The organism is Algoriphagus ratkowskyi (genome assembly GCF_002150505.1).
Classification (GTDB): domain Bacteria; phylum Bacteroidota; class Bacteroidia; order Cytophagales; family Cyclobacteriaceae; genus Algoriphagus; species Algoriphagus ratkowskyi.
This window is the reverse complement of record NZ_MSSV01000024.1, coordinates 53,683-78,519: the sequence shown is the minus strand read 5'-3', so window position 1 is coordinate 78,519 and position 24,837 is coordinate 53,683. Positions and strand designations below refer to the sequence as shown.

24 protein-coding genes are annotated in these 24,837 nt (G+C 40.2%); 12 read left to right on the top strand and 12 right to left on the bottom strand.

Translation table 11 applies throughout. The annotated features are described in order from the left end of the window. Positions 1-104 precede the first annotated feature (104 nt). On the top strand, positions 105-773 hold the full coding sequence (locus BVH02_RS18860; protein WP_086503023.1) for an NAD-dependent epimerase/dehydratase family protein: 669 nt from the start codon (positions 105-107) through the stop codon (positions 771-773). Positions 774-996: 223 nt separating this feature from the next. Continuing rightward, a complete protein-coding gene (locus BVH02_RS18855) occupies positions 997-2,514 on the top strand; it encodes a M20/M25/M40 family metallo-hydrolase (protein ID WP_086503022.1) in 1,518 nt (505 codons plus the stop codon). Positions 2,515-2,523: 9 nt separating this feature from the next. On the opposite strand, the gene BVH02_RS18850 is transcribed toward BVH02_RS18855, so the two are convergent. The 8 genes from BVH02_RS18850 to BVH02_RS18815 all read right to left on the bottom strand — a co-directional run bounded on the left by BVH02_RS18850 (position 2,524) and on the right by BVH02_RS18815 (position 9,504). Then, positions 2,524-3,687: a DUF4221 family protein gene (locus BVH02_RS18850; RefSeq protein ID WP_086503021.1), complete on the bottom strand. Its 1,164-nt coding sequence runs from the start codon at positions 3,685-3,687 to the stop codon at positions 2,524-2,526. Positions 3,688-3,877: 190 nt separating this feature from the next. Beyond that, entirely contained in the window at positions 3,878-4,180 is a 303-nt protein-coding gene (locus BVH02_RS18845; protein ID WP_086503020.1) for a hypothetical protein, read from the bottom strand. Then, a complete protein-coding gene (locus BVH02_RS18840; protein ID WP_086503019.1) occupies positions 4,153-4,845 on the bottom strand; it encodes a hypothetical protein in 693 nt (230 codons plus the stop codon). Before BVH02_RS18840 ends, BVH02_RS18845 begins: the two co-directional genes overlap by 28 nt. A gap of 51 nt (positions 4,846-4,896) precedes the next feature. Beyond that, positions 4,897-5,778: a formate/nitrite transporter family protein gene (locus BVH02_RS18835; protein WP_086503018.1), complete on the bottom strand. Its 882-nt coding sequence runs from the start codon at positions 5,776-5,778 to the stop codon at positions 4,897-4,899. Between the two features lie 123 nt (positions 5,779-5,901). Next, entirely contained in the window at positions 5,902-6,921 is a 1,020-nt protein-coding gene (locus BVH02_RS18830) for a hypothetical protein (RefSeq protein ID WP_086503017.1), read from the bottom strand. 144 nt (positions 6,922-7,065) lie between these two features. Beyond that, entirely contained in the window at positions 7,066-7,734 is a 669-nt protein-coding gene (locus BVH02_RS18825) for a 3-keto-disaccharide hydrolase (RefSeq protein WP_086503016.1), read from the bottom strand. Between the two features lie 124 nt (positions 7,735-7,858). Then, positions 7,859-8,254, bottom strand: a complete 396-nt coding sequence (locus tag BVH02_RS18820) for a group III truncated hemoglobin (protein WP_086503015.1) — start codon at positions 8,252-8,254, stop codon at positions 7,859-7,861. Between the two features lie 5 nt (positions 8,255-8,259). Further along, positions 8,260-9,504 (bottom strand): alkaline phosphatase family protein, encoded by a 1,245-nt coding sequence (locus BVH02_RS18815; protein ID WP_086503014.1) that lies wholly within the window; start codon positions 9,502-9,504, stop codon positions 8,260-8,262. Between the two features lie 580 nt (positions 9,505-10,084). Between BVH02_RS18815 and BVH02_RS18810 the strand changes: the two genes are divergently transcribed. Beyond that, positions 10,085-10,762 (top strand): OmpA family protein, encoded by a 678-nt coding sequence (locus tag BVH02_RS18810; protein WP_086503027.1) that lies wholly within the window; start codon positions 10,085-10,087, stop codon positions 10,760-10,762. 211 nt (positions 10,763-10,973) lie between these two features. Here BVH02_RS18810 and BVH02_RS18805 read toward each other — a convergent pair whose 3' ends face one another. Together BVH02_RS18805 and BVH02_RS18800 are read right to left on the bottom strand one after the other, a co-directional pair. Further along, entirely contained in the window at positions 10,974-11,489 is a 516-nt protein-coding gene (locus BVH02_RS18805) for a GNAT family N-acetyltransferase (protein ID WP_086503013.1), read from the bottom strand. A gap of 150 nt (positions 11,490-11,639) precedes the next feature. After that, complete coding sequence (locus BVH02_RS18800) at positions 11,640-12,575, bottom strand: SGNH/GDSL hydrolase family protein (RefSeq protein ID WP_086503012.1); 936 nt, start codon at positions 12,573-12,575, stop codon at positions 11,640-11,642. A 171-nt stretch (positions 12,576-12,746) separates the two neighbouring features. On the opposite strand from BVH02_RS18800, the gene BVH02_RS18795 reads away from it, so the two are divergent. The 3 genes from BVH02_RS18795 to BVH02_RS18785 all read left to right on the top strand — a co-directional run bounded on the left by BVH02_RS18795 (position 12,747) and on the right by BVH02_RS18785 (position 17,472). Then, on the top strand, positions 12,747-13,631 hold the full coding sequence (locus BVH02_RS18795; protein WP_086503011.1) for a DUF808 domain-containing protein: 885 nt from the start codon (positions 12,747-12,749) through the stop codon (positions 13,629-13,631). 157 nt (positions 13,632-13,788) lie between these two features. Beyond that, positions 13,789-14,418, top strand: coding sequence for an NAD(P)H-dependent oxidoreductase (locus BVH02_RS18790; RefSeq protein ID WP_086503010.1), 630 nt, complete (start codon positions 13,789-13,791; stop codon positions 14,416-14,418). Between the two features lie 756 nt (positions 14,419-15,174). Further along, the gene (locus BVH02_RS18785) at positions 15,175-17,472 is read left to right on the top strand and encodes an FdhF/YdeP family oxidoreductase (RefSeq protein ID WP_086503009.1); all 2,298 of its coding nucleotides are present in this window, start codon (positions 15,175-15,177) and stop codon (positions 17,470-17,472) included. Positions 17,473-17,614: 142 nt separating this feature from the next. On the opposite strand, the gene BVH02_RS18780 is transcribed toward BVH02_RS18785, so the two are convergent. Next, entirely contained in the window at positions 17,615-18,142 is a 528-nt protein-coding gene (locus BVH02_RS18780; protein ID WP_111357193.1) for a hypothetical protein, read from the bottom strand. A 278-nt stretch (positions 18,143-18,420) separates the two neighbouring features. On the opposite strand from BVH02_RS18780, the gene BVH02_RS18775 reads away from it, so the two are divergent. The 6 genes from BVH02_RS18775 to BVH02_RS18750 are packed head-to-tail and all read left to right on the top strand — an operon-like array spanning position 18,421 to position 24,355. Continuing rightward, on the top strand, positions 18,421-18,633 hold the full coding sequence (locus BVH02_RS18775; RefSeq protein WP_086503007.1) for a hypothetical protein: 213 nt from the start codon (positions 18,421-18,423) through the stop codon (positions 18,631-18,633). Next, a complete protein-coding gene (locus tag BVH02_RS18770; RefSeq protein WP_086503006.1) occupies positions 18,630-20,048 on the top strand; it encodes a sodium:solute symporter family protein in 1,419 nt (472 codons plus the stop codon). Before BVH02_RS18775 ends, BVH02_RS18770 begins: the two co-directional genes overlap by 4 nt. Then, the gene (locus tag BVH02_RS18765; protein ID WP_086503005.1) at positions 20,032-21,411 is read left to right on the top strand and encodes a glycoside hydrolase family 88 protein; all 1,380 of its coding nucleotides are present in this window, start codon (positions 20,032-20,034) and stop codon (positions 21,409-21,411) included. The genes BVH02_RS18770 and BVH02_RS18765 overlap by 17 nt, the downstream gene beginning before the upstream one ends. Continuing rightward, the gene (locus tag BVH02_RS18760) at positions 21,408-22,853 is read left to right on the top strand and encodes an oxidoreductase (protein ID WP_086503004.1); all 1,446 of its coding nucleotides are present in this window, start codon (positions 21,408-21,410) and stop codon (positions 22,851-22,853) included. Before BVH02_RS18765 ends, BVH02_RS18760 begins: the two co-directional genes overlap by 4 nt. After that, on the top strand, positions 22,850-23,620 hold the full coding sequence (locus BVH02_RS18755) for a 3-ketoacyl-ACP reductase (protein ID WP_086503003.1): 771 nt from the start codon (positions 22,850-22,852) through the stop codon (positions 23,618-23,620). The genes BVH02_RS18760 and BVH02_RS18755 overlap by 4 nt, the downstream gene beginning before the upstream one ends. 12 nt (positions 23,621-23,632) lie before the next feature. Next, entirely contained in the window at positions 23,633-24,355 is a 723-nt protein-coding gene (locus BVH02_RS18750) for a hypothetical protein (RefSeq protein WP_143244251.1), read from the top strand. Between the two features lie 127 nt (positions 24,356-24,482). Here BVH02_RS18750 and BVH02_RS18745 read toward each other — a convergent pair whose 3' ends face one another. Continuing rightward, positions 24,483-24,821, bottom strand: coding sequence for an aspartyl/asparaginyl beta-hydroxylase domain-containing protein (locus BVH02_RS18745; RefSeq protein ID WP_223271918.1), 339 nt, complete (start codon positions 24,819-24,821; stop codon positions 24,483-24,485). Positions 24,822-24,837 lie beyond the last annotated feature (16 nt).

The following is a 24,837-nucleotide window of genomic DNA, read 5'->3' as shown; positions in this document are numbered from 1 at the left end:
ATTCTACAATATCAAATACACTTAAACATCAAAGGATTGGCTAAACTTTACGATGCGGCAACACCGGACATCGAACATCTGACACCCGCCAAATCATAAAAACCATGGGACTTAAAATCATCATCACAGGTACAACAGGAATGGTTGGCGAAGGTGTGATGCAGCGCTGTCTAGACAATCCAAGTGTTGAAAAAGTGTTGGCGATCAGCCGAAAGCCAAATGGACATCAGCACCCGAAGCTTGTTGAGATTATTCATTCCGATTTCACCGATCTTGCTGCTATAGAAAATCAACTAATTGGATTTGATGCCTGTTACTTTTGCGCGGGAATTTCGTCCATTGGAATCAGTAAAGAGCAATACGAAAAGATCACTTATAAACTCACTTTAGCATTTGCATCAACACTAGCGAAGTTGAATCCAGAGATGACTTTCACCTACCTTTCAGGACAAGGAACTGACAGTACTGAAAAGGGCAGATCTCATTGGGCTAGAGTGAAAGGCAAAACAGAAAACGATTTAAGAAAATTGCCTTTCAAAAATGTCTTTGCCTACAGGCCTGGTATGATGAAGCCAATGGAAGGAGCTTTGCATGTGCTTTCCTATTACAAGTACGGTGCTTGGATGTACCCTATCGGCAGAGCGCTGTATCCAAACGCATTCAATACACTTGCCGAAGTCGGGGATTCGATGATGTACGTCAGCTCAAATGTGTATGAGAAGTTTATTTTGGAGGGAAAGGAAATAACAGAGACGGCTAAAAGATTATTATGATTATACTTAATCCTGCCTGTACCATTATTTCCTTTGCTTCTCAGGCTGTCCCGATAACTATCGAGAGATTGATGTCGGGTGACTGAAGTAGCGTCAATTGCAGTGTTTAACATCAAATTTATCTGCGTTTTATACTTTACAGGTGCAAAGGGGGATATACTTAAAGACTAAATTCAAACCAATAAAGGACCTATTTATTCACTATCAATCAACCCATGTTCCGATGAGAAAAGCGCTACTTGTTTTATCCGCTATATTTTTAACTTTACCTACTTTCTCACAAACACCATCTAAAGAAGCGTTGGAAGCGCTCACTGAGAAATCTTGGCAGCACGGTTTGCACCTACTTCAGGAAATTGTTAAGATGCCAAACGACGCAGCTTATCCAGAACAAATTTCTGTAAACATAGAATGGTGTGAGCAGGAATTTGAAAAAAGAGGTTGGCAATCCGAATTACTGGAAACCGATGGAATTCCACTTCTTCTTGTGAGTAAAAGTCAACCTAAAGCAGAAAAAACAGCACTTTTCTATTTCCATATGGACGGTCAAGCAGTAGATCGTAGCAAGTGGAATCAGCCTGATCCTTATATTCCGGTATTAAAAAGTCAAAATGATTCAGGGGAATGGGAAATCATTCCAACAGAAAATCTAACATCTGGGTATGATGCGGATTGGAGAATTTTTGGTCGATCTACCTCAGATGATAAAGGTCCAATTGCGATGTTTTTGACGGGATGGGATGCGCTACAAGAGGCTGGCATTTCCCCCAACTACAATATTAAAATCATTCTGGATTTTGAAGAAGAACAAGGTTCGCCAAGCTTGCCAGCAGCCGTTTTAAAATACAAGAATAAGCTGACCGCCGACATGATGCTCATCATGGATGGACCTCGACACACGAGCAATGAACCAACGTTGAGTTATGGAGCTCGTGGAATCTCAGAAATGACGCTTACCACTTATGGTCCCAAACTTCCACAGCACAGCGGTCATTACGGCAATTATGCGCCAAATCCAGCATTTCTTCTGGCTCAGCTTTTGGCATCCATGAAAGATGTAAATGGGATAGTTACAATTCCTGGCTTTTACGATGGTATAAAGCTGACTGAGTCTGAGAAAAAGATTCTTGCTCAAGTCCCCGATGATGAAAATGCGATACGTGCAAAATTAGGAATTGGAAGAACTGACCAAGTCGGCCTAAGCTATCAGGAGAGCATTCAATATCCTTCACTGAATATTCGCGGAATGGAATCTGCTTGGGTTGGTAAAGAAGCTAGAACTATAGTGCCAGCAACAGCAGTGGCCGAGATCGACGTGAGATTGGTTCCAGAATCGGATCCTGAGCGTTTGTTTACCCTAATTCAAAAACATATTGAAGATCAAGGATTCCATATTTTGGATAGTGATCCATCCGATGAGGAAAGGATGAAGTATCCGAAAATCGTCCGGATGAACTACTCTATTTCATATCAGGCATTCAGAACACCAATGGACTCTGAAGCTGGGGCTTGGCTGAGATCAGCTATGAATAGAGCTTTTGGAAAGGATCCTGTGCAAATCCGTATCTCCGGTGGATCTATCCCTATTTCTCCTTTTGTGGATGCTCTTGGAATCCCAGCGGTAACTATTCCCACGGTTAATGCGGATAACAATCAACACAGCCCAAACGAGAATATCAGATTAGGGAATTATAAAGAAGGAATCACTACCGTTATGGCTATTCTCACCGAGAAGCTTTAAGTTAAAAAATCACTTCAGCTCCTTCAGCTTAAACACTTCAAAACTCATCAGATCCTCCTCGTTTTTGGGATTATCAGGATGAGATATGGAGATGAATAAGCCATCCTTACTCACGAATGAATTACCTGGATAGTAGGTGTTTTCAGGCATTAGAGTTTCTCCCAGCACATTCAAGTCTTTATCCAAAATCATCACTGCAAACTTCCTTGGAAATCTCCTGAGCTGATTGATTTCCTCTTCGTTTTGCACTTCTACTTTAGGGAAAACAAAGCGGTAATAAACTCCTCGATATTCATCATACAAAATGCGCTCGTAGCGATCTGAGGCAAATACATATTTCATTGTGTTAAAACGATCAGTCGCCTCATTAAAACTAGGAAAGCTTTGCTCTACATACTGGCTTTTAGCATCTACAGTCTTTATAAGATTCCCTTTCAAATCAGTATGGTATAAGTTATGATCCGCTACAAGAGAATAAACCAATTTTTCACCATCAGAAGCCATGCTAAATTCCAACAGTTTTGAACCAGATGCATTATAACCTTTTGGCCAAGTCATAGGTAGTAGATTCACTTCTGAACTCTTCAAGTCAATCGTATAGCTTAATGACTTAGAAGCTAGGGTGTCATCTGCAATGGTCCTCATATCTCCTTCAAACTTTGTATTCACTAACAGTTTGTTACCGCTCAATATAGGGGTATAGATATAGTGAGAGTTGTGTACAAAGGCAGCCAAATAACTTAGTGGAGGTTGATATTTATGCTTGGCATTGATGCGTCCACTCGTATCAGTAAGGTGAAGATTGCGCGTGGGATACCCAAAAAGAAAAATACTATCTAGACTTTGCACATGGATTCCTGAAATATAATCTACTCCCTCAGGTCCTTCCATATCGAAAACCATCCTCTTTTCCATTTTTTTGGATTCAAGATCATACAGCTGAATTTCGTTATTCGTGTGATTCACATTGAAAAGCCAGCTCCCATTTTCATCCTGAAAAGGAACTAACCCATCACTTACATTTGAAGTCTGACTATCTATCGGCAGTGAAACCAACTGTCCATCTGACACCAATTCTTGGGGAGTAGTAATCTTTTCTTGACCAGAGCCACAACTTTGCAATAAGCTCAACCCACCAAAAAGCAGCAATAAAATGACATGATTTTTTCTCATGTACTTAATTTAGAACTTTCAATTTATAATAGATCACAAAATCATCCTCCGATTCAAAAAAGTCTGGATGCTTTAACGCCAAAATTTCTTCCTCCTTAGTTAATATTGCAGTAAACATCAAACCCGATGGCACAGGTATTTCATTCTGGATTAAGTGAATCTCACTATCGAAAACTGAAACAAAATACTTTCAAAGCTTCTCCAGTTCTCTTTGTCCATCTGGTTCATCGCGATTGATTTCTCGAGTTAACACTTCTGAAATACCCTTGGTATAAATCATGAATGTTTTGTCGGTTGATTTATAGATTTCCCGGATTGTACCTGGAAAATTATTTTTGGTAATTGAATTGTACATCTCTTCTTGTTCGAAGAGAACGCCTATAGGTTTGACTGCATCATGCACCTCCAAACTCACTTCTCTATTGAAGTTTACTTCACCGCCCGATTCTGTATAAACCCAGAATTTCAGTTCATTTCTGAAAAAAAAAGCCATTCTTTTCCAGATTGAATTACAGTTGGAAACATCCAAAAATAAAAATTACCATCGCTGTACATTGAGTTTGGAGGAAAGGCCATTGTCTCCCGACTTCTATTTGAAACCGTATCGAATACTTGCATAATTGGCTGACCATAAATCCCTTCGAATATGCTTTTCAATGATTGGTCTGTAACGACCTCAGCCCGTTCAGGACGGATAAATGCAATCTCATCTCCCAAAGGGTAAATTGGGTCACCAGACAATTCACTTATATAGAAATAATCAAATGGTAGCTCATAGCGCCAAATTCTATTTCCATTAAAATCGTATCTAAAAAAGCCCTGATTCGACAGTTGAAATTCTATCTGCCCATCTCTCAATCCAATCGGATTTAACCATCCATTCAATGCGTAAGGTCCATCAGAAGGAAAGTCAAGAGTTGATCTTGTCAGCCCATCTCTATCTAAGATGATGAATTCCATATCGCGATTTCCTCTAGCTAAATAACTTTGACTACCTGAATCGAAATCTATTATCCACAAATTCCCCAAGTAATCAATCCTCATCGAATCAACAATTTCAAACCGAAAGTCAGCAGTATTTCCAGAAATCTCCTTATCCTTTTCACCACAAGAATATAAGCCTAGACAAAATAGAAATGGAAGTAAAAATCTTTTCATCTTCCAAGATAATTAGCTCAAACTAATGCACTAAGTTAATTTTTCCAAAACTCAACTTCTAGCTATGATATTGAATACGAAGGCTCTATACTTCAGCAAAGCAACGAAGATCGCGCCGCCAAAAGCATTCCCAAGTAAGGCTGTACTTTGGAACGAAACATAATTCCAACCTGAAATATCAGGAGAACTCAACATGCCCGAGAACACCTCCACACTCCCAATGATGCTATGATGCAAACCTGTGAATGACATCACCGCCGTGATCATAAATATCATCACGATTCTGCTGATCGTATCTCTGGAAGAAGCCAGTAGCCAAGAAAGCAAACCCATCAGCCATCCTGCCACAATCGCACTTACGAAGATCACAGATGTTGGCGGATAGATCACATGCTTTGCAATAGTGACTACCACTTCTTTGGTGAAAATCCCCAAATGTGGCCCCAGCCAAAGTAATATACCAGAGATCAAATATCCACCTACAAGGTTGCCCGCAATCACTATTCCCCACAGTCTAAGCATACTCCCTACCGACCTTTTCTTATTCAACACAGGAAGTGTGAGAAGCGCAGTTTGCTCTGTAAATAGTATACTTTGCCCTAAAACCACCAAAATAAAACCCAAAGGATATACTAATGCTGTGATTCTAATAATGGAACTGTCATCCACTTTGCCTATCAGAAAGAAATAAAGTGAACAAAGCATTAAGTAACTAAATCCGATCTCCAGACCTGCAGTTAATGAGCTTGTGAAAATACTATGAGGACTTTTATTGTAAGTTTCTTGGGCATCTATGATTTGATCACGGAGGATTTCACCATGAGTTTTGGCGGTGTCTTTACCCTTTGAATCAGCTTTTCTAAGCTCTTTATCAATATCACGCAGTTTTTCTACCTCGATTTGCTCACTGGTTTTCTCATTTTTCCAAGCCATTCGTTAGGTGATTTAGTATTCCACTAGCGCGTAATTTAAGTTTATAAGGATGGTTTTAAGACAAAAAATCAGAAGTCTGTAAAATCAATTCCCGCGCCCTAGATAATTGCCAACTATTCCAGGTTACTCTGTTGTCCTACACGCAGACATAATATTAAAATCGAAGCGCTTGTCATCTTTAAGAATTAGAAAAAATTCATTCAAGTAATTATTCATGTGTTTAATCTCATAGGCTGGCACCAAGGACTCAAGAAGTGCTATCTCAGCTAACAGCGAAGACTCCTTTCTTAAAAACTCCTGCCTTATAGCCTGCATCATAGGTTCATCTCTGCAAAATCCTCGGTATAAGCGTTGACTTACATTCTCTATATTCACAAGATTGGAGACCTGAGCATATGGAGGTAAAACCATTCCCGTCATATCAAAATCATAGGCCAAGGGAACAACAGTTTTTCCATTAAGCTTCAGGATTTTCATGTTATGCTGATACATGCTCGACCAGTCGGTATTGCCGATCATGTACTGAAAAAGATCATGTCTGATCGCCGATGAATCTTCCAACACAGTTCCGATAATCTTCTTGTTTTCCAAAATCTCTCCACCAAATCTATCAGCAACTTTATCATCATCTTCTATCAAAAAACCTAACAGCTGTTCTGATTCACCCTTTTTTCTATCTTCATTTACAAAGGTGATTCGTATCATTCGTGTTTGAAAAGTGTACTCACTCACTTGCTCATAGAGTTTATAACACAAAAACTCTTTTACGATATAGGAATCAGCATTTTTTCCCGTCTGGCAAGGAAAAACTATTTTCAAGTTTCTGCTCCCATCAAAAATATTCCCCTTGCCTTCCTGCTTTTTGAGGCGCATGCGGACTGGAGGGTAATAGCAATTAGCCTTTCGAAAGTTACCTCGAGCTCTTAGCTCCACCGCCAACGTGTCTTCTGCTCCATCTGAATCCTTATAGATGAGAAATGAATCTATGAAAGTAGAGTCATTGGTATCGCTACGGAGATTCTTGATAGAAAAACTCATACTGAGTTCGAGAATTTCCTCAGATTTAAATAGTAGTTTTTGTTGCGCAACTACTGAAAACCCAAAAAAAACGATGGCAGAAAGTAAGGTTAAAAACTTTTTCATATTGCTAAAATTTTAACTTAAAAAAATCCAGTAAAACCCAGATGATCAGACCATTCCGATCTGATCAATCTAATTTAACCTTTTCAAGCTTAAAATTCCTAGATAGAAAACATTAATCCTTCTCTCCTCATATACTTGCTGATATTACAGTTCTGTCAAGGTTACATTCTTAAACTCTACCTCAGCTCCTTCTGCCTGCAAAGCAATTTTCCCTCTAGTAGCGGTAGCGTTGAATCCGTCATTGACCAAATCACCATTTAGCCAAACGGTTACTTTGTCGGCATTGCAAACAATCTTGATATGATTCCACTCGCCAAGGGGCTTCTCTGAGTCGTCAGTCAAATTCATAATTCTCCTTTTCTTCTTGCCATTCACCCCCCATTCTTCCTTAGGCCCACGTCTAGCCACCATATCTTCCACTTCGATGTTTTGCTCGATACACCAAAAATCTCCCGCATTGCTATGCATGAGCTGGACTTCTATGGACTTAGGAAACATGTCATACAAAGCACGTGGAGTGGATGCATGCACTAGAATTCCACAATTCCCTGGCTTGCCTGCAAATCTATAATCAAGTTCCAGCGTGTAATTATCATACTCCGTCTCTGTGATCAGATGCCCTTGTGGCGTACCCAAGCTCACCAAAAGCCCATCTCGAATGATAAATGGAATACGCAACGAACTGTCTGCTTCCAAATCAGGGACGTCCATATACCAGCCATCCAGACTTTTCCCATCAAAGAGATTGATGGTTTGGCTTTGGGTGAAAAATGTAACTAAGACAAAAACCAGGAGTAAGGAAATTTTTCTCATTATTTTGGGGTAAAGTTATTGATAGCATAATCTATAAAAAATCTGCTCATCTGTCACTTATCACCTGTCACTTTTTACTGTTTACAATTTTCTGCGACTGAAACAGTTTATTGCAAACTAACAATCACCTCTCCCTCGCTTCCCAAATCCTCATAAATAACATGTGCGCCATCCTTCTTGCATGTTCTTTGGCATAGTTGGCATTTTCACCTTCGAAGTATTTATCCAAGGTCTGAAACCAGAGTTCCAGCCAATTGCCAAAGTGTGCCTGCTCTATGCTATTATCAACCTGAGCATCTACTTGCCGGTGAACTTTCACTGGATTAAACTTTCCTGCTCCTGGCCCAGACTGAAGCAATATCATCTCCCAGAAATCGCTGAGATGGATCAAATGTGTGTCCCAATCTTTAATTACGTCATTGAAAATCGGCCCTAGCACATCATGTTGACGGACTTGATCATAAAATCGTCGAATCAAAAAATCAACTTCTTTTCTCGAGCTAATATCAATCTTATCCATTATTTCTATTTTTTTAAAATTGGCTCCAGCACCTCCAATTTCCCATCGATGTTCTCAGGAATCGGAAGTCCAAGGATCTTACATATCAATGGATACACGTGGATATTCTGAAAAGTTTCAATTGCTAATCCTGATTTGAAGGCTGGACCATTCGCATAAAAGATGGCATGCATGTCTTTGTAGGCTGGACTATATCCATGCTCACCAAATATATTCGTGTCCAATCTTTTTAAATTTTCCTGAATTCTAGTTAGCGTAGTCTCCCAAGCGAGGTAATAATCCTTGGCAGGAATTATCAGAATATCGCCAATCTTATCCTTGTACATCAAATCCTGATAATTCTCCTTATCGTCTACATCTGTAACGTGAATCGGAAATTTCGATGCTTCCAATTGTCGGATCACCCGCTCCTTATCTTTCTGATCTTCCAAATAGACATGTGCCAAAGCTCCGCTATTCACTATTCTCGCCGGAATACCCTTGGTCAATTCCGTTAAATTCAAATAATTCTCTGGCCTTACATCTATCATCCCATGATCTGATACAATTACCACATTGATATCCAATTCGTAACTTTTCAAGCCTTCAAACAAGGCTCCCAGCTCATGGTCTAGTTTTTTTAATCCTGAGGATAATTTCTCATCGTTACTCGGGCCATAGCGATGACCAATATCATCCATATCTGAAAAATACATCGTGATCAATCTCGGCCTTTTTTCCTCAGGTAACTCCAGCCACTTAAACACCTCGGCAACTCTAGTCATGTTACTTACACGGCCGTCATAATCATGATAATAGCTTGGCCTCACGCCTTGAATATCTGCTTCAGATCCGACGAAAAAATAACTGGCAGCCACCATTCCATTTTGCTCTGCAAGCACCCAAAGTGGCGTTCCACCGTACCAAGAACCGTCTTGCACAAGCTCCTTTTTTCCTATTCCATAAGTCTGATCTTTCTTTGGGTCATAGAATGAATTATCTATTAACCCATGATGCTCTGGCTTAAGTCCGGTGGCAATAGTATAATGATTTGGAAAAGTCTTACTTGGAAAAGAAGGCATCATGCTCTCCGCTTCTACCCCATCAGCTATAAATCGAATAAGGTTTTCTGGCTGAAATCGCTCTACATAGTCGTACCTGAAACCATCCAGAGAAATCAAGATGACTATTGGTTCCTTTTTCTCTTGTGAAAAAGCAAAAGCAGAAAATGAAAGAACTGCAATCAGAAGTAGAATATTGAATCTTGTCATGTGATAAGCTTTCCACAAAAATAACCTCTAGCCAATTGGCAAGCAATCCGATCATCATTATTAACTGTATGGCAAAAACTTATAACTATTTTCTCTCAAATTTTCTAAAATTGGCAAGATTATACAACCACTTTTTAAAACAATCGGGACAGTGATTGATGCTGACAAACTCGGAGCGATACCCCATGTTGAATGTATGTTCATCTTTGAAAAACAAATGCATTTCTACGTTGGCTCCTGTTACGCAATAGACAATCATTGAGTTTACAAGGTTACAGAAGCTAAATTTTACAAGAGATAAAGTTTCTCTAAAATTTCTTGAGCGAATAGTGAGCAAGAGCCAATGAGTAAAAAATACAATTGTCCTAGACAATAGGATGATTAGATCAGGAAAGATTAGAAGCTTCAAAGAGCAGTTAGAAACTAGGTTTTTTCTGAGTTATGGCATATAATATTCACCTATAATTCCCCAGGTTCGGCAATATTTTACCGGGAAGCTTAATTATTAATGGCTTTCTCTGGCATTATACAGATATGGTACAGCTATTGAACAAGTAGCTTTATCAAACAAACTATGAATATGAAAACTACCAACAAGCTTTTAATGGCTGCCCTGATCGCTACGACGACATTGGGTGCTGTAAGTTGTAAATCAAGTAACGCAGTGAAAGGCGGAGCAATAGGTGGAGCCGCTGGCGGAGTACTCGGTGGAGTAATCGCTGGAAAAGGAAATACTGCGGTGGGCGTATTGATAGGCTCAGCAATTGGTGGATCTGCCGGAGCAATTATCGGTAATCAAATGGATAAAGCCGCAGACGAACTTGAGCGTGATCTTGAAGGCGCAGAGGTGGAACGTGTTGGCGAAGGAATCAAAATTACTTTTGATTCAGGCCTAATGTTCGCAGTGAACAAATCTGATCTGAGTGAAATGTCCAAGCAAAATTTATTGGAGCTAGTTGAGACATTAAAAAAGTATGAAGACACAAACATCCTAATAGCAGGGCATACTGATGATACTGGAGCAGAGGATTATAATATGAATCTCTCACGCAAAAGAGCTTATTCTGTAGAGGATTATTTAACTGCCAACGGAATCGCTAAAAAAAGAATGGAAATCACAGCTTATGGTGAAATGCAACCTAAAGTTACTAATGATACTGAAGCTGGTCGTCAGCAGAACAGACGAGTTGAAGTAGCTATCTATGCGAATGAGAAAATGCAAAAGAAGGCTGAAAATGGAGAATTGAAAGATTTATAAACACTCTGATCAGAATTCATAAATAAATTCAAAAGGTGACCAAACGGTCACCTTTTTTTATGCTATAATCTACTAAATCAGCAAGTTAGAAATGGAAGTTGATTTCACTTTAGCTTTGATTAATCAGTCATCAATTTTTATAATAGATATCTCCAAATAGACTATTTGACAGTCTGATAATTGAAAAATTAATCTATGCTTTAGCGCAAAATTAAAAATCAATACGCATTAAGAAATCTGTCTGTAATTCATTACCAAAAGGAAAAGGATGAGAGCTAAATACATTCAACCCATTCTTTTCGTAGAATTTGATCGCCCGAATATTCTTTTCCCATACTCCCAACCACAAGTATTTTTTTCTGTTCAGCTTCGCAAAGTTGATCGTATGATTTAACAAAATCTTGCCATACCCCGCTCCTACATACTGGTCTAGTAAGTAAAGTCTTGCTACCTCCAAACTTGAATTATCTTGCAAATCGGTTTGAGCAGGCACAAAGTTTACTTTAGCATAACCTGCTAACACCCCATCGATTTCGAGGAGAAAAAAAACTGAGGCAGGACTTTCCATTTCTTCAATAAACTGCTCCTCCGTAAAGGCCTCTTCTAAGTATGCATTAATGTTTTCAAGTTTATTTCCTTCGGTAAAAGCTTGGACAAATGCTGTCCTTGCCATTTCCAACAATGAGTTCAGGTCAGCAAAATTGGCCTTTCTGATTAAATAGGGCATGCGGTAATGTTTTAATGCGAAACATCCATTCTCAGGATTCTTCCTTCTTTCCTGCAAATTTAATTTGATTTCTCTTCTTTAGCTTGAAATCGGATCTTTTCCTCAAAAGAATATAGGTCCGTTGAACCCATTTATACAAAAAAGTTAAATCTACTTTTGATCATCAAGAAGCCCCTTAATTTTACTTTCAATTTCATTACTCTGAAGTTCAGCGTCTTTTAGCGAAATCCCCTCAGTAATTCCAGGCCTTTGATGACCCGTGGCAGAAAGCCAAGCATCCCGAAGTAATACTTGTCGCTGTGAAATTAAGGCCAAGATTTCCTCTCCATTGGCAAATGAAGCAATCGCCTCTTGGATACCATTGAAGTCTTGAACTTCCGCCTCTCCCAACCCAAGTAAAATCTCTTTCGCCATCAACCAATGTCCCATTTCTCCAGGATGCACTCCATCTTTTGCCAAAAAATATGTGCTATCCAAGGCACGTTGATCTTCCAAATACTTACGCATCGGCCAGTGAATATCTATCACTTCCCAGCCATCAGTATATCTTCTAGAAAGCAACCAGTCCGAATAATTATCTAGCACATTAGCATATGCAGATCCTTTTTTCGGGTCATAAACAGGAGGAGTCACGAATATTGCTTGAGCATTAATACCCTTAATCTTCTCATCCAGCCAATTAATTCCATCCTTATATTTTTGAAATCTCTCTCTGTCAAGGGGCAAATAAATCCCATCGTTCATCCCATAATTTACAAACACCAAGTCTGGAGAGAGTTGGTCAAGCACTCTATCCAATCGCTCCTGCAAGTCTGGTCGAGGAAAAGCCCCACCAGCATGATTCTCCTCAGATAGACCCGAAACAGTCTCACTTGGCAATCCCACATTGATCCATTCCAAACCCCGGTCTGGGTGATTCAATCTAAAATAAGTCTCCACAAAACTTATGTACTGACCCGAATAGGTGATACTATTTCCCAAAAAAATAATTCGCTGAACATCCTTGGGGATCTTACCCACGGTTTGAGAGATGGAACTAACATGAAAACCTAATGCGAACAATAAAACTAATGCAACTCGAATCATGACATATGTTTTGGTATAAAAGATGTATTAATATTCAAGTTAGGCAGATTCTAGTGCGCTGCGAAAAAAATTTCCGTTCTAGAAATCTACATTTGTTCGTAGCGTCACTGTAGCCTATCTTCACTTTCGATTGCCTTTACAGGAATATATTTTCACAAACTTTAAAAAACAATGGCTTCAGGATTATTTGCATTACTAGATGATATCGCCGTACTGATGGATGATGTGGCTGTAATGAGCAAAATCGCAGCAAAAAAAACTGCTGCGATTTTAGGGGATGATTTGGCGGTAAACGCGGAAAAAGCTTCTGGATTTGTGTCGGATCGCGAGATTCCAGTTCTATGGGCTATCACGAAAGGATCACTGCTGAATAAAATAATTATCCTCCCAGTCGTATTTTTACTGAGTGCATTTATCCCTCCAGTCATCACAATTATGCTACTAATTGGCGGACTCTATTTAGCCTACGAAGGAGCAGAAAAAATTTATGAATACATCTTCCCTCACAAACACATCAAAGTAGTAAATATCGATGAAAATCTTACCGAAGATCAGATCCTTGCCAGAGAAAAAGAGAAGATAAAATCTGCTATTCTTACAGACTTTATTCTTTCCATAGAGATCGTGATTATTACGCTAGGCACAGTTATTACCGAACCCCTGTTAGAACAGATTCTTGTCGTGTCCGTCATAGCGCTATTAGCAACTGTTGGAGTATATGGTATTGTCGCCTTAATAGTAAGAATGGATGAATTTGGATATAAGCTGATCGCGATGAACGAAAGAGAAAACAGTTTCTCAGACAAAATCGGACTTATACTTGTCAATGCACTTCCCAAAATCATTAAAGGCATGGGCATCATCGGAACCATAGCACTACTGTTAGTGTCAGGAGGAATCTTCGTTCATAACCTTGATTTTATGCATGGTATATTCCCTGCTATCCCATCAATAATTACTGAGTTTCTAATAGGATTGGTCGTAGGTTTTGTTGTTTGGGCGATTATTCATTTTGGCAAAAAGATCTTTTTTAAGAAGAAATTGACTAGTCACTAATTTAGGAATATGAGCATGATTTAAAATAATCAACTACACAAGAATTTGAATGTACATACATTTATCTCCTAAACATTGAACTTTAAGTGTCTGGCTGTGTTTAGTAATCATGGCTCCTAACTTTAGATCTGGAGTATGAAAACTGAACCAACTTATAATGCAAGTATTAGAAAATTTGAATTGGCGATATGCCACCAAATCAATGAACGGAACTCCCGTTCCACAAGAAAAAGTAGATTATATCCTAGATGCTATTAGACTTTCAGCTTCTTCCTCAGGATTGCAGCCTTACGAGATTTTGGTGATCACTGATCAGGAAGTAAAGGAAAAAATCAAGCCTATTGCTTGGAATCAAAGCCAAATCACAGATGCATCACACGTACTTGTATTTGCTGCCTGGGACAATTACACTCCTGAGCGTATAAACGGCGTATTCAAATACAACAATGAGCAGAGAAATCTTCCAGACTCTGTCACGGATGATTATCGCAACATGCTTTTGACAAGCTATACTGCGAAAACTGCAGAAGAAAACTTCACTCACGCAGCCAAGCAAGCCTACATAGCGCTTGGCACCGCACTGATCGCTGCAGCTGAGCAGGAAGTTGACTCCACTCCTATGGAAGGATTTGACCCAGCGGCATTGGATGAGATTTTGGATCTAAAATCCAAAGGACTCCGAAGTGTAGTGGTGCTACCACTTGGTTACAGAAATGAAGAAGGCGACTGGCTTGTCAACATGAAAAAAGTACGTACTCCAAAAGAGAAATTTATTACAGTTGTCTAACTGAAGCAAATTCCACATATACAAAGCGGATTGGGTTAGCACTCAATTCGCTTTTTTATTTTCTGCCTGAAATTCAGAATTCATATCAGCCAAGCAATTTGGCTCAGATCAAACTAGTTTCTTAAATACAATTGTTATTTTTAGAAAAGATTTCTCTGTGAATGTATCAAATGGTTTTTTAATTGAAGACGAAGAGATTGTAAAGCTAAGACCATTTGATTTGTCAAATGATCAATTCTATTTTATTAAAACCTATAATTTCTCTGATATATCAGAAGAAGAACTAAATCCAATTATTGGGATAGTTTCTCTTTAAGCGAAATACCAAGTCTGAAATCTGACAAATTTGTTATTAATACAATCTGATTGCTATACCTAATAATTATAGGGAATCAGGCTAGTTGTCAAATTTTCTATGACAAATAAGATCCGAAGGATTGAGACCATTCATAACCCTCGGCATAGCCGGGGGGGTGGAACTAATACATGATAGGAGCCCTGAAAGGGCGGAACTATAAAGTCACGCCCTTTCAGGGCTCGAAATCCTAACAATTATTTTGCCCTGCACTTCGTACAGGGTCATGAATAGTCTTGCTCCTTCGGAGCTATTCATAGAATTAATTATTAGCTGCCAATTTTTTTTGATTGAATTTGTATGACAGTAGCATAGTGGATAATCATATTAAGCCTATGGAATGATCAGCAGTTTTGATATTTCTTTAACTTTAAGTAAACGAGGTCGCAAAAAACAATTTCATGTCCGCATCCAGACGAAAGAATATCCAAACCCAAAGCTCCAAAGAATTTACTGGAATTGACTTGAAGAAACCAGCTCTTTATGCTGCAGGACTCATTGGCGTAAAAGTAGCTCTTCAGCACACTTTTAAGGAAATGGGCGTGATCAAGTCCTTCCAGACACTTGCACATATGAACCAGGAAGATGGTTTTGACTGTCCAGGATGCGCATGGCCAGATCCTGAAAACAGATCCAAACTTGGAGAATACTGCGAAAATGGAGCAAAGGCTCTGGCAGAAGAAGCCACTTCCAAAGTGGTGGATAATGCATTTTTCTCAAACTATTCTGTGCAAGAAATATCGAGTTGGTCAGACTATAAAATCGGGCAAAGTGGTCGCTTGGTAGCTCCAATGATCTTGAAACCAAGCTCAAATCACTATGAAGAATGCACTTGGGAAGAAGCTTTTAGAGTGATCTCAGATCATCTTCATGCTCTAGCCAGTCCTGACGAAGCCATCTTCTACACTTCTGGAAGATCGAGTAACGAAGCAGCATTTTTATACGGACTTTTCGTCAGAGCTTTTGGCACGAACAATATGCCTGATTGCTCCAATATGTGCCATGAATCCAGCGGAGTCGGACTTTCTGAAACGCTTGGAATAGGAAAAGGCTCCGTGAAACTCGAAGACTTTGATAAAGCTGAAGTGGTCATTGTCATGGGTCAAAATCCAGGAACGAATCATCCAAGAATGCTTTCTGCACTAGAAAAATGCAAAAGTAACGGGGGTAAAATCATCTGTATCAACCCTCTTCAGGAAGCTGGTCTGATTCGATTTAGAAACCCACAGGAATTCAGTGGAATGTTGCTCAATGGACACGGATTGACTGATGTTTTTCTTCAGGTAAAAATCAATCAGGATGTCTCGCTGTTAAAACTGATTGAGAAAAAGCTGGCTGCTTTGGACAAAGTGAACTCGAAGGTATTCGACCATGAATTTATCGAGAAGTACACCGAAGGCTACGAATCACTTTTGGCACATCTGGACAAGCATACAGAAAAGGAGCTACTAGAACTCTGTGGCGTGGACGAGAAATTGATTGACGAAGCAGTTGCTCTTTTAGCCAAGAAAAACAAAATCATCATCTGCTGGGCGATGGGACTCACTCAGCATAAAAATGGTGTAGAAAATGCCAAGGAATGCGTCAATCTACTTTTGTTGAAAGGAAGTCTGGGCAAACCTGGAGCGGGGACCTGCCCAGTGCGAGGGCATAGCAATGTGCAAGGCGACAGAACCGTCGGCATCATGCACTATGTGTCCAAAGAACTGAATGCGTCGATCAAAAACACCTTTGGTTTCGACGCCCCTGATCATGAAGGAGTAGATGTAGTCAAAGCGATTCCTGCCATGCATGAAGGCAAGGCTAAGGTTTTCATAGCCTTAGGAGGGAATTTTGTATCTGCCGCTTCTGATACAGAATACACAGCCAAAGCACTTCAAAACTGTGATCTCACGGTGCAGATCAGCACCAAACTAAATCGGAGTCATTTGATCACAGGTAAGACAGCTTTGATTTTACCCACATTAGGAAGATCTGACAAGGATCTGAAAGACGGAAAGCAACGGCATTTTACCGTGGAAAATAGCATGGGAATTGTCCATCAGTCCAAGGGCTTCCTTGATCGAATTTCGGATGACCTCAAAAGTGAACCGGAAATCGTAGCAGGAATTGCGAACGCCTATTTCAAAGGAAATCATCCCGTAAAATGGAAGTTGCTAGGTTCGGATTATGAATTGCTCCGTGAGAAACTTGGCGAGGTGATCGCTGGATTCAAGGACATGAACACCAAGTCCAAAGGATCTGGATACTATCTTCCAAACAATGTGCGGGATTTAGATTTTAGAAACCTCCCGAATCAAAGAGCCCAGTTTAGCAACACCAATCTTCCCATTCACAATTTAAAAGAAAACGAATACCTGCTGATGAGCATACGCTCACACGATCAGTTCAACACGACGATTTATGGTTTGAACGATCGCTATAGAGGCATTCATAATGAGCGCAGGGTTCTTTTCATGAATGAATCAGATATGGCTCGGGAGAATCTCAAGAAAATGGACGTGGTCAATATCATGAGTAATTATGATGGGCAAGAGCGTAAGGTTTTCCAGTTTTTAGTTATCCCATACCACATCCCAAAAGGTAATTTGGCGGCCTATTTCCCAGAAACAAATCCATTAATTCCCATCCAAGAATACGCTGACAAAAGCAATACACCGATCAGTAAGTCAGTTAGAGTTAGTGTGGAGAAGGCTTAGGTTTGTGTAAAGTAAGAGGTGAAAGGTAATAAGTAGAAGGTAATAAGTAAAAGGTAGTGGCTGAGGAAAAAGTAAGCGGTAAGTCGTGATTTTTGTAAGTTGTGATACAGATATTACCGTTAATAGTTTAACAGGTGTTGCTTCACTTCTTTTTTTTTAATTTATCCAGATACTCGTTCATCTCTTTTATCAACGTTGTCCCCACGTCAAACATCTCGTCCTCAAAACGATCATGTCCCGTTGTCTCTGAGTCGATAAGTTTGATGTCTTTAAAATAATAGCGTCCGACAAAACTAGTTTCTAGATTTGTGTAGTCGAATTTGGATGTGCTGTCGTTGTAAGGAAATCCTTCTAAAAGTTCATATGTAAAAATCAATTTCCCATCAGTGAAATAGTAGTCAAAGGTTTCTATTCCGAATGAGAGTCCGATTTTTGCTGTAATTTTTTGAATCTGTCCACTTTCAAAATACCCTATAAGTTCTCCTCCACCGTCTGTCATCTGAGTCATGAATTCTTCATTTTCTAGAATCACTTTCTCTAATGAATCGTCTTTGTTAATACGTTCGACTCTTTTGATCAGGTCTGGATATTTTTGAGATATATCCTGTCCGGATAGAATAGAACTATTCAGGAGAAAAATTATTATTAATATACCACTGAGCCTGCTCATTCTTTTTCGGTTTTCTAAAACAATGCGCAATAAGTTACAATTTTTTATGAAATCCATTTCGTAACAAAATCACCTACCCAGCACCAGTACAGGTTAGTATTAAATAAGATAATTGCTATTTTAAGCCATCCTTAAAATCATCTTTCGGTAAAACCCAAATTATCCATAATAACCTTAAACCATTACCATGAAATCGAGCATAACTACAAAGTCACACACTGGTATGATTACAGTGCATGCGAGATTCCATATGACCGGTAAAAAACAATTATAAACATATGAAATCCAAACAATGGAAAACACTGGTACTTGCTGTCATTGTCATGACAGTATGTACTTATCTTTTTGTTTTCAGAGAAGGAAAACTTGAACCTAGCTTGGCAAAAGTGCCATTCGTATTTTGGACAGGCTTCCTCGTCACCCTACTTGTAGTATTTGCAACCTTCATAGGCTCAAAAGTTTTTCCATTTGAAGACCCGAAGAAGCAATGATTGGATGGTTAGTATTTTTCTTCTCGCTATTCATAGCCATGCTAGGGTACGCTTCTTATAGGTCATACAGTAAAGAACGAACCTCGGATGACTTCATATTTGCAGGTTCAAACATTGGTACCGTACTCGGTTTTCTGACATTTTCAGCAGCTTTATTCTCTGCATTCACCTTTATGGGGATGCCGGATTTCTTCCGAACTCACGGCGTAGGAGCATGGATTTTCCTTGCCTTATCAGATGCATTGATGGTCTTTTTCCTGATTTGGTTTGGATTTGCGCTGCGCAAAAGAGCAAGTATAAACGGCTACAAAGGCGTCGCTGGATTGATGAAATCTTGCTATGGAAATTCCTTCGCTGGCTATTTAGTCTTCGCCAGTGCCTTTCTCTTTTTGATCCCTTATGTAGCTATACAGATTCGCGGGATATCCATATTCTTAGACGCAGCCTTCCCCGACATGCTTCCTTACTGGTCATGGTCAGCACTTCTGGTTTTCATCATGCTGATTTATTCAGAAATCGGTGGGCTCAAAGCCATCGTGTATAGCGATGCAATCCAAGGAGTAATCATGCTTACAGTGATTTGGATTATCGGCGTGACTTGCCTGCAAATGAGCGGAGGACTGGAAGCTGGACTTGAAAAAGTATCAGCGACAAACCCAGATTTGCTCACTCTTCCTGGTCCGAAAGGATTGTTCACCAGTCCATTTCTGATCGCTTCAGCCATAGCAATTGTGCTTATCCCAGTTTCTCAACCTCAGTTCACAACGCGATTGGTGGTGATGAAAAACCTAAAATCCGTGCACAGAATGGCTTATGCAGTAGGCATTTTTGCCATGTTGGTCATATTACCAACGGCCTTTATCGGACTATATGGAGCAATCAAATATCCTGATGCGAGTACTGCCGATTTCTTGACAAATGCACTTTTGTTTGATCAAGCTGTCCCTGTGGCTGCTTTAGCAGTGGTTGGGTTATTTGCCGCCTGTCTTTCTACAACCAACGCTCAGATTTTTGCTTTGGGCACCGAACTTAGATCTCTACTTTCTGGCTCTGACAAAACCAATATGCGTATCACCAAGATTTCCATCATGGTCTTTTCGCTGATCGTATTAGTGTTCTCTACTTATATGAGTGACGAACTCGTTTTGCTGGCACGTGTGAGTTTCACCGGCACATCTATGATCGCACCAGTAGTATTGGGAGCAGTAATTTTCACTAAACCTCCAAAATCCTTAATTGTGCTTTCTACGCTTGCTCTAGCCACTTTTATCGCTTCGCTTTTAGAAATAGTTCCGGGGAAAATAGCAGGTCAACCTATTGATTACTTGATGTACGGAGTCTTATTTATAGCAACTGCCATCATTATGATCACACATTCTCAAACACAAAAGAAACAACATGCAACTCAATCCTAACTTTTCCATAAATGACCTTGATGTTCAACTCAAAAGATTTTGGGAGCTTTCTGGAGAAAAAATAAACTTGATAGAAACATCATTTGATACTGCTAATGGTGCTCCTGTTTTTACAGAAAAAGGAAAATATGTAACAAGAGGCTGGACGGAATGGACTCAGGGATTCCAGTACGGTTCGGCAATTCTCCAGTTTGATGCCACGGGAGATGAGCAGTTTTTAAAAATAGGCAGAGATAATACCTTGAACAAAATGGCTCCGCACCTCACGCATACTGGTGTGCATGATCATGGTTTCAACAATGTGAGTACCTATGGAAATCTACTTCGACTGATCGAAGAAGGGAAAATTGAAGGTGCTGCTTGGGAGAAAAACTTCTACCAACTTGCCCTTAAAGTAAGTGGAGCGGTACAAGCTATGCGCTGGACTCCAACTCAAACTGGTGGTTTCATTTATTCATTTAATGGACCACATTCCTTATTTGTGGACACGATTCGCTCGTGCAGAGCTTTGGTCATTTCACATGGATTGGGCCATGTATTGCAGGGAGAAAACGACAAGCGAATCTCATTAATTCAGCGAGCAATTCAGCATATTTTGAGTACGGTTCGCTATTCGATTTACTACGGAAATGGTAGAGACACCTATGATATTTCTGGTAGAACAGCTCATGAAATCATCTTCAACACCAACGATGGAAATTACCGCTGTCCAAATTCTCAGCAAGGCTACACTGGATTCAGTACCTGGACTCGTGGTCTAGCTTGGGCTATTTGCGGTTTGGGCGAAACATTGGAGATTTTAGATCAAATCGACGAAAGCGATTATTCTGAGATCATTTCTAAAAATGACTTGATCAAAGAACTGACTGAAGCTGCAAAAGCTACAGCTGAATTTTACTTGGCAAACACTCCTACCGACGGCATTCCATATTGGGATACTGGAGCGCCAAATTTGCATAAAATGGGAGATTATCTGAACGAGAAATCTGATCCTTTCAATGCCCATGAGCCAATCGATTCTTCCGCCGCATGTATCGCTGCGCAAGGATTCATCCGAATTGGCAATTGGATGAAATCAACGGATAAAGAAGCTTCCGAGCGATATATCCAAACAGGTGTGCAGCTCGCTAACGCGTTGTTCAGCGAGCCATATTTATCCACTGATCCAAACCACCAAGGGTTGATTTTACATTCCATTTACCATCAGCCAAATGGCTGGGATCATCGCCCAGACCCTGCGAAAGCTCCATACGGAGAATCATGCATGTGGGGAGATTACCATGCGCGAGAACTAGCATTGTTGCTTCAGCGCATGCAAAAAGGAGAGAATTATTACAGCTTCTTTAACTGTGTAGGCAAATGAGCACTGGAAAATACAAACCACAATACCCACGAGTTGCCCAGCTGAAAACAGGAGAGCATCTTCGTGACCATCTTACCAAAGAAGGTATAGCGATGGGTTTTGATGAAGAGTTAAAGACTGGAGAAAACTCTCCTTTTGCGAAAGCACATACCACGCGAGCCGGCAATACCATAGGAAATGCTTTCTGTATTCTTCCAATGGAAGGATGGGATGGCACCACGGATGGCAAGCCTACCGAACTCACCAAAAGACGCTGGAAGAACTTTGCGATCAGCGGTGCCAAATTACTTTGGGGCTGCGAAGCGGTAGCGGTACAACCTTCTGGAAGAGCCAATCCTAACCAACTTATGATCAACGAGCAAAATCTCGGAGACTTTGATGAGTTGTATCAACTAGTTGAAACTGAGCACAAGGCTGCTTTTGGAAACACTGATGATCTACTCACAGGCCTGCAACTCACTCATTCAGGCAGATTTTGCAAACCGAATAGCAAAACTCAAATGGAGCCGAAGATTCTATACTCTCATCCTGTGTTGAATAAGAAATTTGGTCTGGCTGATGATTATCCACTGATGACTGATGGAGAAATATCCGAGCTGATCGACGCCTATGTGATCGCAGCAGTTCGCGCACAGAAGACGGGATACAAGTTCGTCGATATCAAGCATTGTCATGGGTACTTGGGACATGAGTTCCTGAGCGCTTACGATCGTGAAGGCATCTATGGCAAGTCACTCGAAAACAGAACCCGTTTCATCCGAGAAATAACAGCGGGAATCAGAGCAGAAGCGCCAGGATTAGAAATTGGTGTACGCATGAGCATTTTCGACTGGGTGCCATTTAAGCAAGGACCTGAAGGAACTGGAATTCCAGCTGCCGAAAGTCCTTATAAGTACGCTTTCGGAGGAAATGAATCAGGCATAGGCGAGAATCTATCGGAGTCTTTTGAGTTTCTGAAAGAACTGGAAAAACTTGATATAGAATTGCTTTGCACCACTGCAGGCAGTCCATATTACAATCCACATATTCAGCGGCCAGCACTTTTTCCTCCATCAGATGGCTACATGCCGCCAGAGGATCCTTTGCATGGAGTCGCTCGGCAGATCAATGCAGTGGCAGAAGTAAAGAAAGCATTCCCTAGTTTCTATACAGTAGGATCAGCCTATTCCTATTTGCAAGAATGGCTGCCAAATGTGGCTCAAAATGTATTAGAAACAGGAAAAGCAGATTCAATCGGCTTAGGCAGAATGGTGCTGAGCTATCCGGAATTGCCAGCGGATGTATTGGCTGGAACTCCGATGAAGCGTGCAAAAATCTGTCGCACGTTCTCCGATTGTACCACTGCTCCGAGAAACGGGATGATATCAGGCTGCTTTCCACTCGATCCTTTTTACAAAAAAATGGAAATACACGAAACACTTAAAACGATCAAAGCATCATGAGTCGAGTAGCATTAGTCACTGGCGGAAGCCGCGGAATCGGTTTGGGAATCGCAAAAAAACTCGCTGAAGAAGGCTTTAATCTGGCGATAAATGGAGTACGTGAAGAGGTGAATGTACGAGAAGCCTTGGAAGAATTGAGAGGATTTGGCGTACGGGTAGAATACCTTCAAGGGAACATTGCTTCTGCTGAGGATCGTGAGTCTATTGTTTCAGGGATGATCGCTAAGTTTGGAAAAATCGATGTACTGGTAAACAATGCGGGAGTGGCGCCGAGAACGAGATCTGATGTCTTCGATATTACTGAAGAAGATTTCGATCACTTGATGAACATCAATCAAAAGGGCACTTTCTTCCTGACTCAAGCTATCGCCAAATGGATGGCAGAACTTAAGGCAGCCACGCCTGATTCTGAAATATCAATAATCAACGTGACATCTATTTCCGCCACAGTAGCATCCAAGATCCGCGCATCTTACTGTATGTCCAAAGCTTCATTGGCTATGCTTTCTAAAGTGATGGCGGTGAAAATGGCAGAATTCGGAATCCCAGTGTATGAGATCAGACCTGGTGTGATAGAGACAGATATGATCGAGAAAGTGCGCGAAACCTACCATCAAGGAGTGAAAAACGGAATGACTCTAGAACCTAGAATGGGAGTTCCCGAGGATATCGGGAAAGTGGTTGCTGCCTTGGTGAGAGGCGATCTTCCCTACTCCACTGGACAAGTAATATGCGTGGATGGAGGAATGACTATCGCTAGGATGTAAAACTATAAGCCCATGTTGCTCAAAGCCAATTTTATAAGAAAAAAACACACCTTCTTCTTTTCGATGGCATTAATTGCGCTCATTGGAAGCATCATAGGATTTGGCAAAACTTTTTTTTACCCACTATTAGCAGGGACCTTTTCAGCTCCGATTGTAATACATCTTCATGGAGGTTTAGCTTTTCTATGGATTTTGTTTTTTGTAATGCAAAGTTTTTTGATTCGTAAGGGAAATCTTAAACTTCATAAGAATCTTGGTTTCGGAGGAATAGCACTCGCTATTCTACTATCACTTAGCATGGCGCCTGCCATCCTTCATCAAGTAACCAAAGGATTAGAAAATGGTCTTGGAGACCTGGCTTTTTCCGATATCCCAGGAACATTTACAACTACTTTGATTTTCATGAGTCTGGTTTTAGCGGGTATCAGACTACGACGTAAGTCGGAGATACACAAGCGATTACTTTTACTTGCTACACTAGTATTGATTTGGCCGGCTTGGTTTAGATTCAGACACTATTTCCCATCAGTCAGTTTCCCGGAGATTTGGTTTGCAATTGTCCTCTCAGACAGTTTTATTCTACTAGCTATTCTTAGAGATAAAATAGTACTGGGGAAAATTCATCCAGTCTATTGGCTTGGTGTAGCTATTATAATCGAGCACTGGATAGAGTATTTTTTATATACCACAATATTCTGGAATGACCTTGGAAAGTGGCTTTATAGATTCCTTTAATTCCTGGCTATTCAAATATCAAGTTAACTTAGGACGAATAAAGACTACTTGAAAAATTATGAGATTCAAAAGCCGAAATTCATTAATTACTTAATGAATGAAAATATACCTACGAAAATCTACCTATTCATTTTTCTAAATGATTTGTAGTGAGCAATTCCTGAAGCCAGTCATTCACTTTCAAGTCCATCACTAAGTGAATTCTGTCCGTTTCGCCTTCATTTATAACCCGATGCGGATCAGAAGGCCGAAGATAATAGCATTCCCCTTCCTTCATTTCCATCTTCAGATTATTCACAAAAAAGCTAACCTTTTCATTCGTAAAAATGGGTAAGTGAATCCGAACTTCTACCTCATCCAAATCATAATCCTGATGCTCTTTTATCTTTGATCCTGCCGTCAGTTTCATGAGCCGAGCAGAAACCTTATCAGTTTTGAAATTTTCAAAAAAACAGCTTGAAGGCACTATCAAATTGAAAAAG

Excerpts from the sequence above, each read along its gene's own strand:
- BVH02_RS18860 (WP_086503023.1), top strand. The coding sequence starts at position 105 with ATGGGACTTAAAATCATCATCACAGGTACAACAGGAATGGTTGGCGAA.
- BVH02_RS18855 (WP_086503022.1), top strand. The coding sequence starts at position 997 with ATGAGAAAAGCGCTACTTGTTTTATCCGCTATATTTTTAACTTTACCT.
- BVH02_RS18850 (WP_086503021.1), bottom strand. The coding sequence starts at position 3,687 with ATGAGAAAAAATCATGTCATTTTATTGCTGCTTTTTGGTGGGTTGAGC.
- BVH02_RS18845 (WP_086503020.1), bottom strand. The coding sequence starts at position 4,180 with ATGGCTTTTTTTTTCAGAAATGAACTGAAATTCTGGGTTTATACAGAA.
- BVH02_RS18840 (WP_086503019.1), bottom strand. The coding sequence starts at position 4,845 with ATGAAAAGATTTTTACTTCCATTTCTATTTTGTCTAGGCTTATATTCT.
- BVH02_RS18835 (WP_086503018.1), bottom strand. The coding sequence starts at position 5,778 with ATGGCTTGGAAAAATGAGAAAACCAGTGAGCAAATCGAGGTAGAAAAA.
- BVH02_RS18830 (WP_086503017.1), bottom strand. The coding sequence starts at position 6,921 with ATGAAAAAGTTTTTAACCTTACTTTCTGCCATCGTTTTTTTTGGGTTT.
- BVH02_RS18825 (WP_086503016.1), bottom strand. The coding sequence starts at position 7,734 with ATGAGAAAAATTTCCTTACTCCTGGTTTTTGTCTTAGTTACATTTTTC.
- BVH02_RS18820 (WP_086503015.1), bottom strand. The coding sequence starts at position 8,254 with ATGGATAAGATTGATATTAGCTCGAGAAAAGAAGTTGATTTTTTGATT.
- BVH02_RS18815 (WP_086503014.1), bottom strand. The coding sequence starts at position 9,504 with ATGACAAGATTCAATATTCTACTTCTGATTGCAGTTCTTTCATTTTCT.
- BVH02_RS18810 (WP_086503027.1), top strand. The coding sequence starts at position 10,085 with ATGAAAACTACCAACAAGCTTTTAATGGCTGCCCTGATCGCTACGACG.
- BVH02_RS18805 (WP_086503013.1), bottom strand. The coding sequence starts at position 11,489 with ATGCCCTATTTAATCAGAAAGGCCAATTTTGCTGACCTGAACTCATTG.
- BVH02_RS18800 (WP_086503012.1), bottom strand. The coding sequence starts at position 12,575 with ATGATTCGAGTTGCATTAGTTTTATTGTTCGCATTAGGTTTTCATGTT.
- BVH02_RS18795 (WP_086503011.1), top strand. The coding sequence starts at position 12,747 with ATGGCTTCAGGATTATTTGCATTACTAGATGATATCGCCGTACTGATG.
- BVH02_RS18790 (WP_086503010.1), top strand. The coding sequence starts at position 13,789 with ATGCAAGTATTAGAAAATTTGAATTGGCGATATGCCACCAAATCAATG.
- BVH02_RS18785 (WP_086503009.1), top strand. The coding sequence starts at position 15,175 with ATGTCCGCATCCAGACGAAAGAATATCCAAACCCAAAGCTCCAAAGAA.
- BVH02_RS18780 (WP_111357193.1), bottom strand. The coding sequence starts at position 18,142 with ATGAGCAGGCTCAGTGGTATATTAATAATAATTTTTCTCCTGAATAGT.
- BVH02_RS18775 (WP_086503007.1), top strand. The coding sequence starts at position 18,421 with ATGAAATCCAAACAATGGAAAACACTGGTACTTGCTGTCATTGTCATG.
- BVH02_RS18770 (WP_086503006.1), top strand. The coding sequence starts at position 18,630 with ATGATTGGATGGTTAGTATTTTTCTTCTCGCTATTCATAGCCATGCTA.
- BVH02_RS18765 (WP_086503005.1), top strand. The coding sequence starts at position 20,032 with ATGCAACTCAATCCTAACTTTTCCATAAATGACCTTGATGTTCAACTC.
- BVH02_RS18760 (WP_086503004.1), top strand. The coding sequence starts at position 21,408 with ATGAGCACTGGAAAATACAAACCACAATACCCACGAGTTGCCCAGCTG.
- BVH02_RS18755 (WP_086503003.1), top strand. The coding sequence starts at position 22,850 with ATGAGTCGAGTAGCATTAGTCACTGGCGGAAGCCGCGGAATCGGTTTG.
- BVH02_RS18750 (WP_143244251.1), top strand. The coding sequence starts at position 23,633 with ATGTTGCTCAAAGCCAATTTTATAAGAAAAAAACACACCTTCTTCTTT.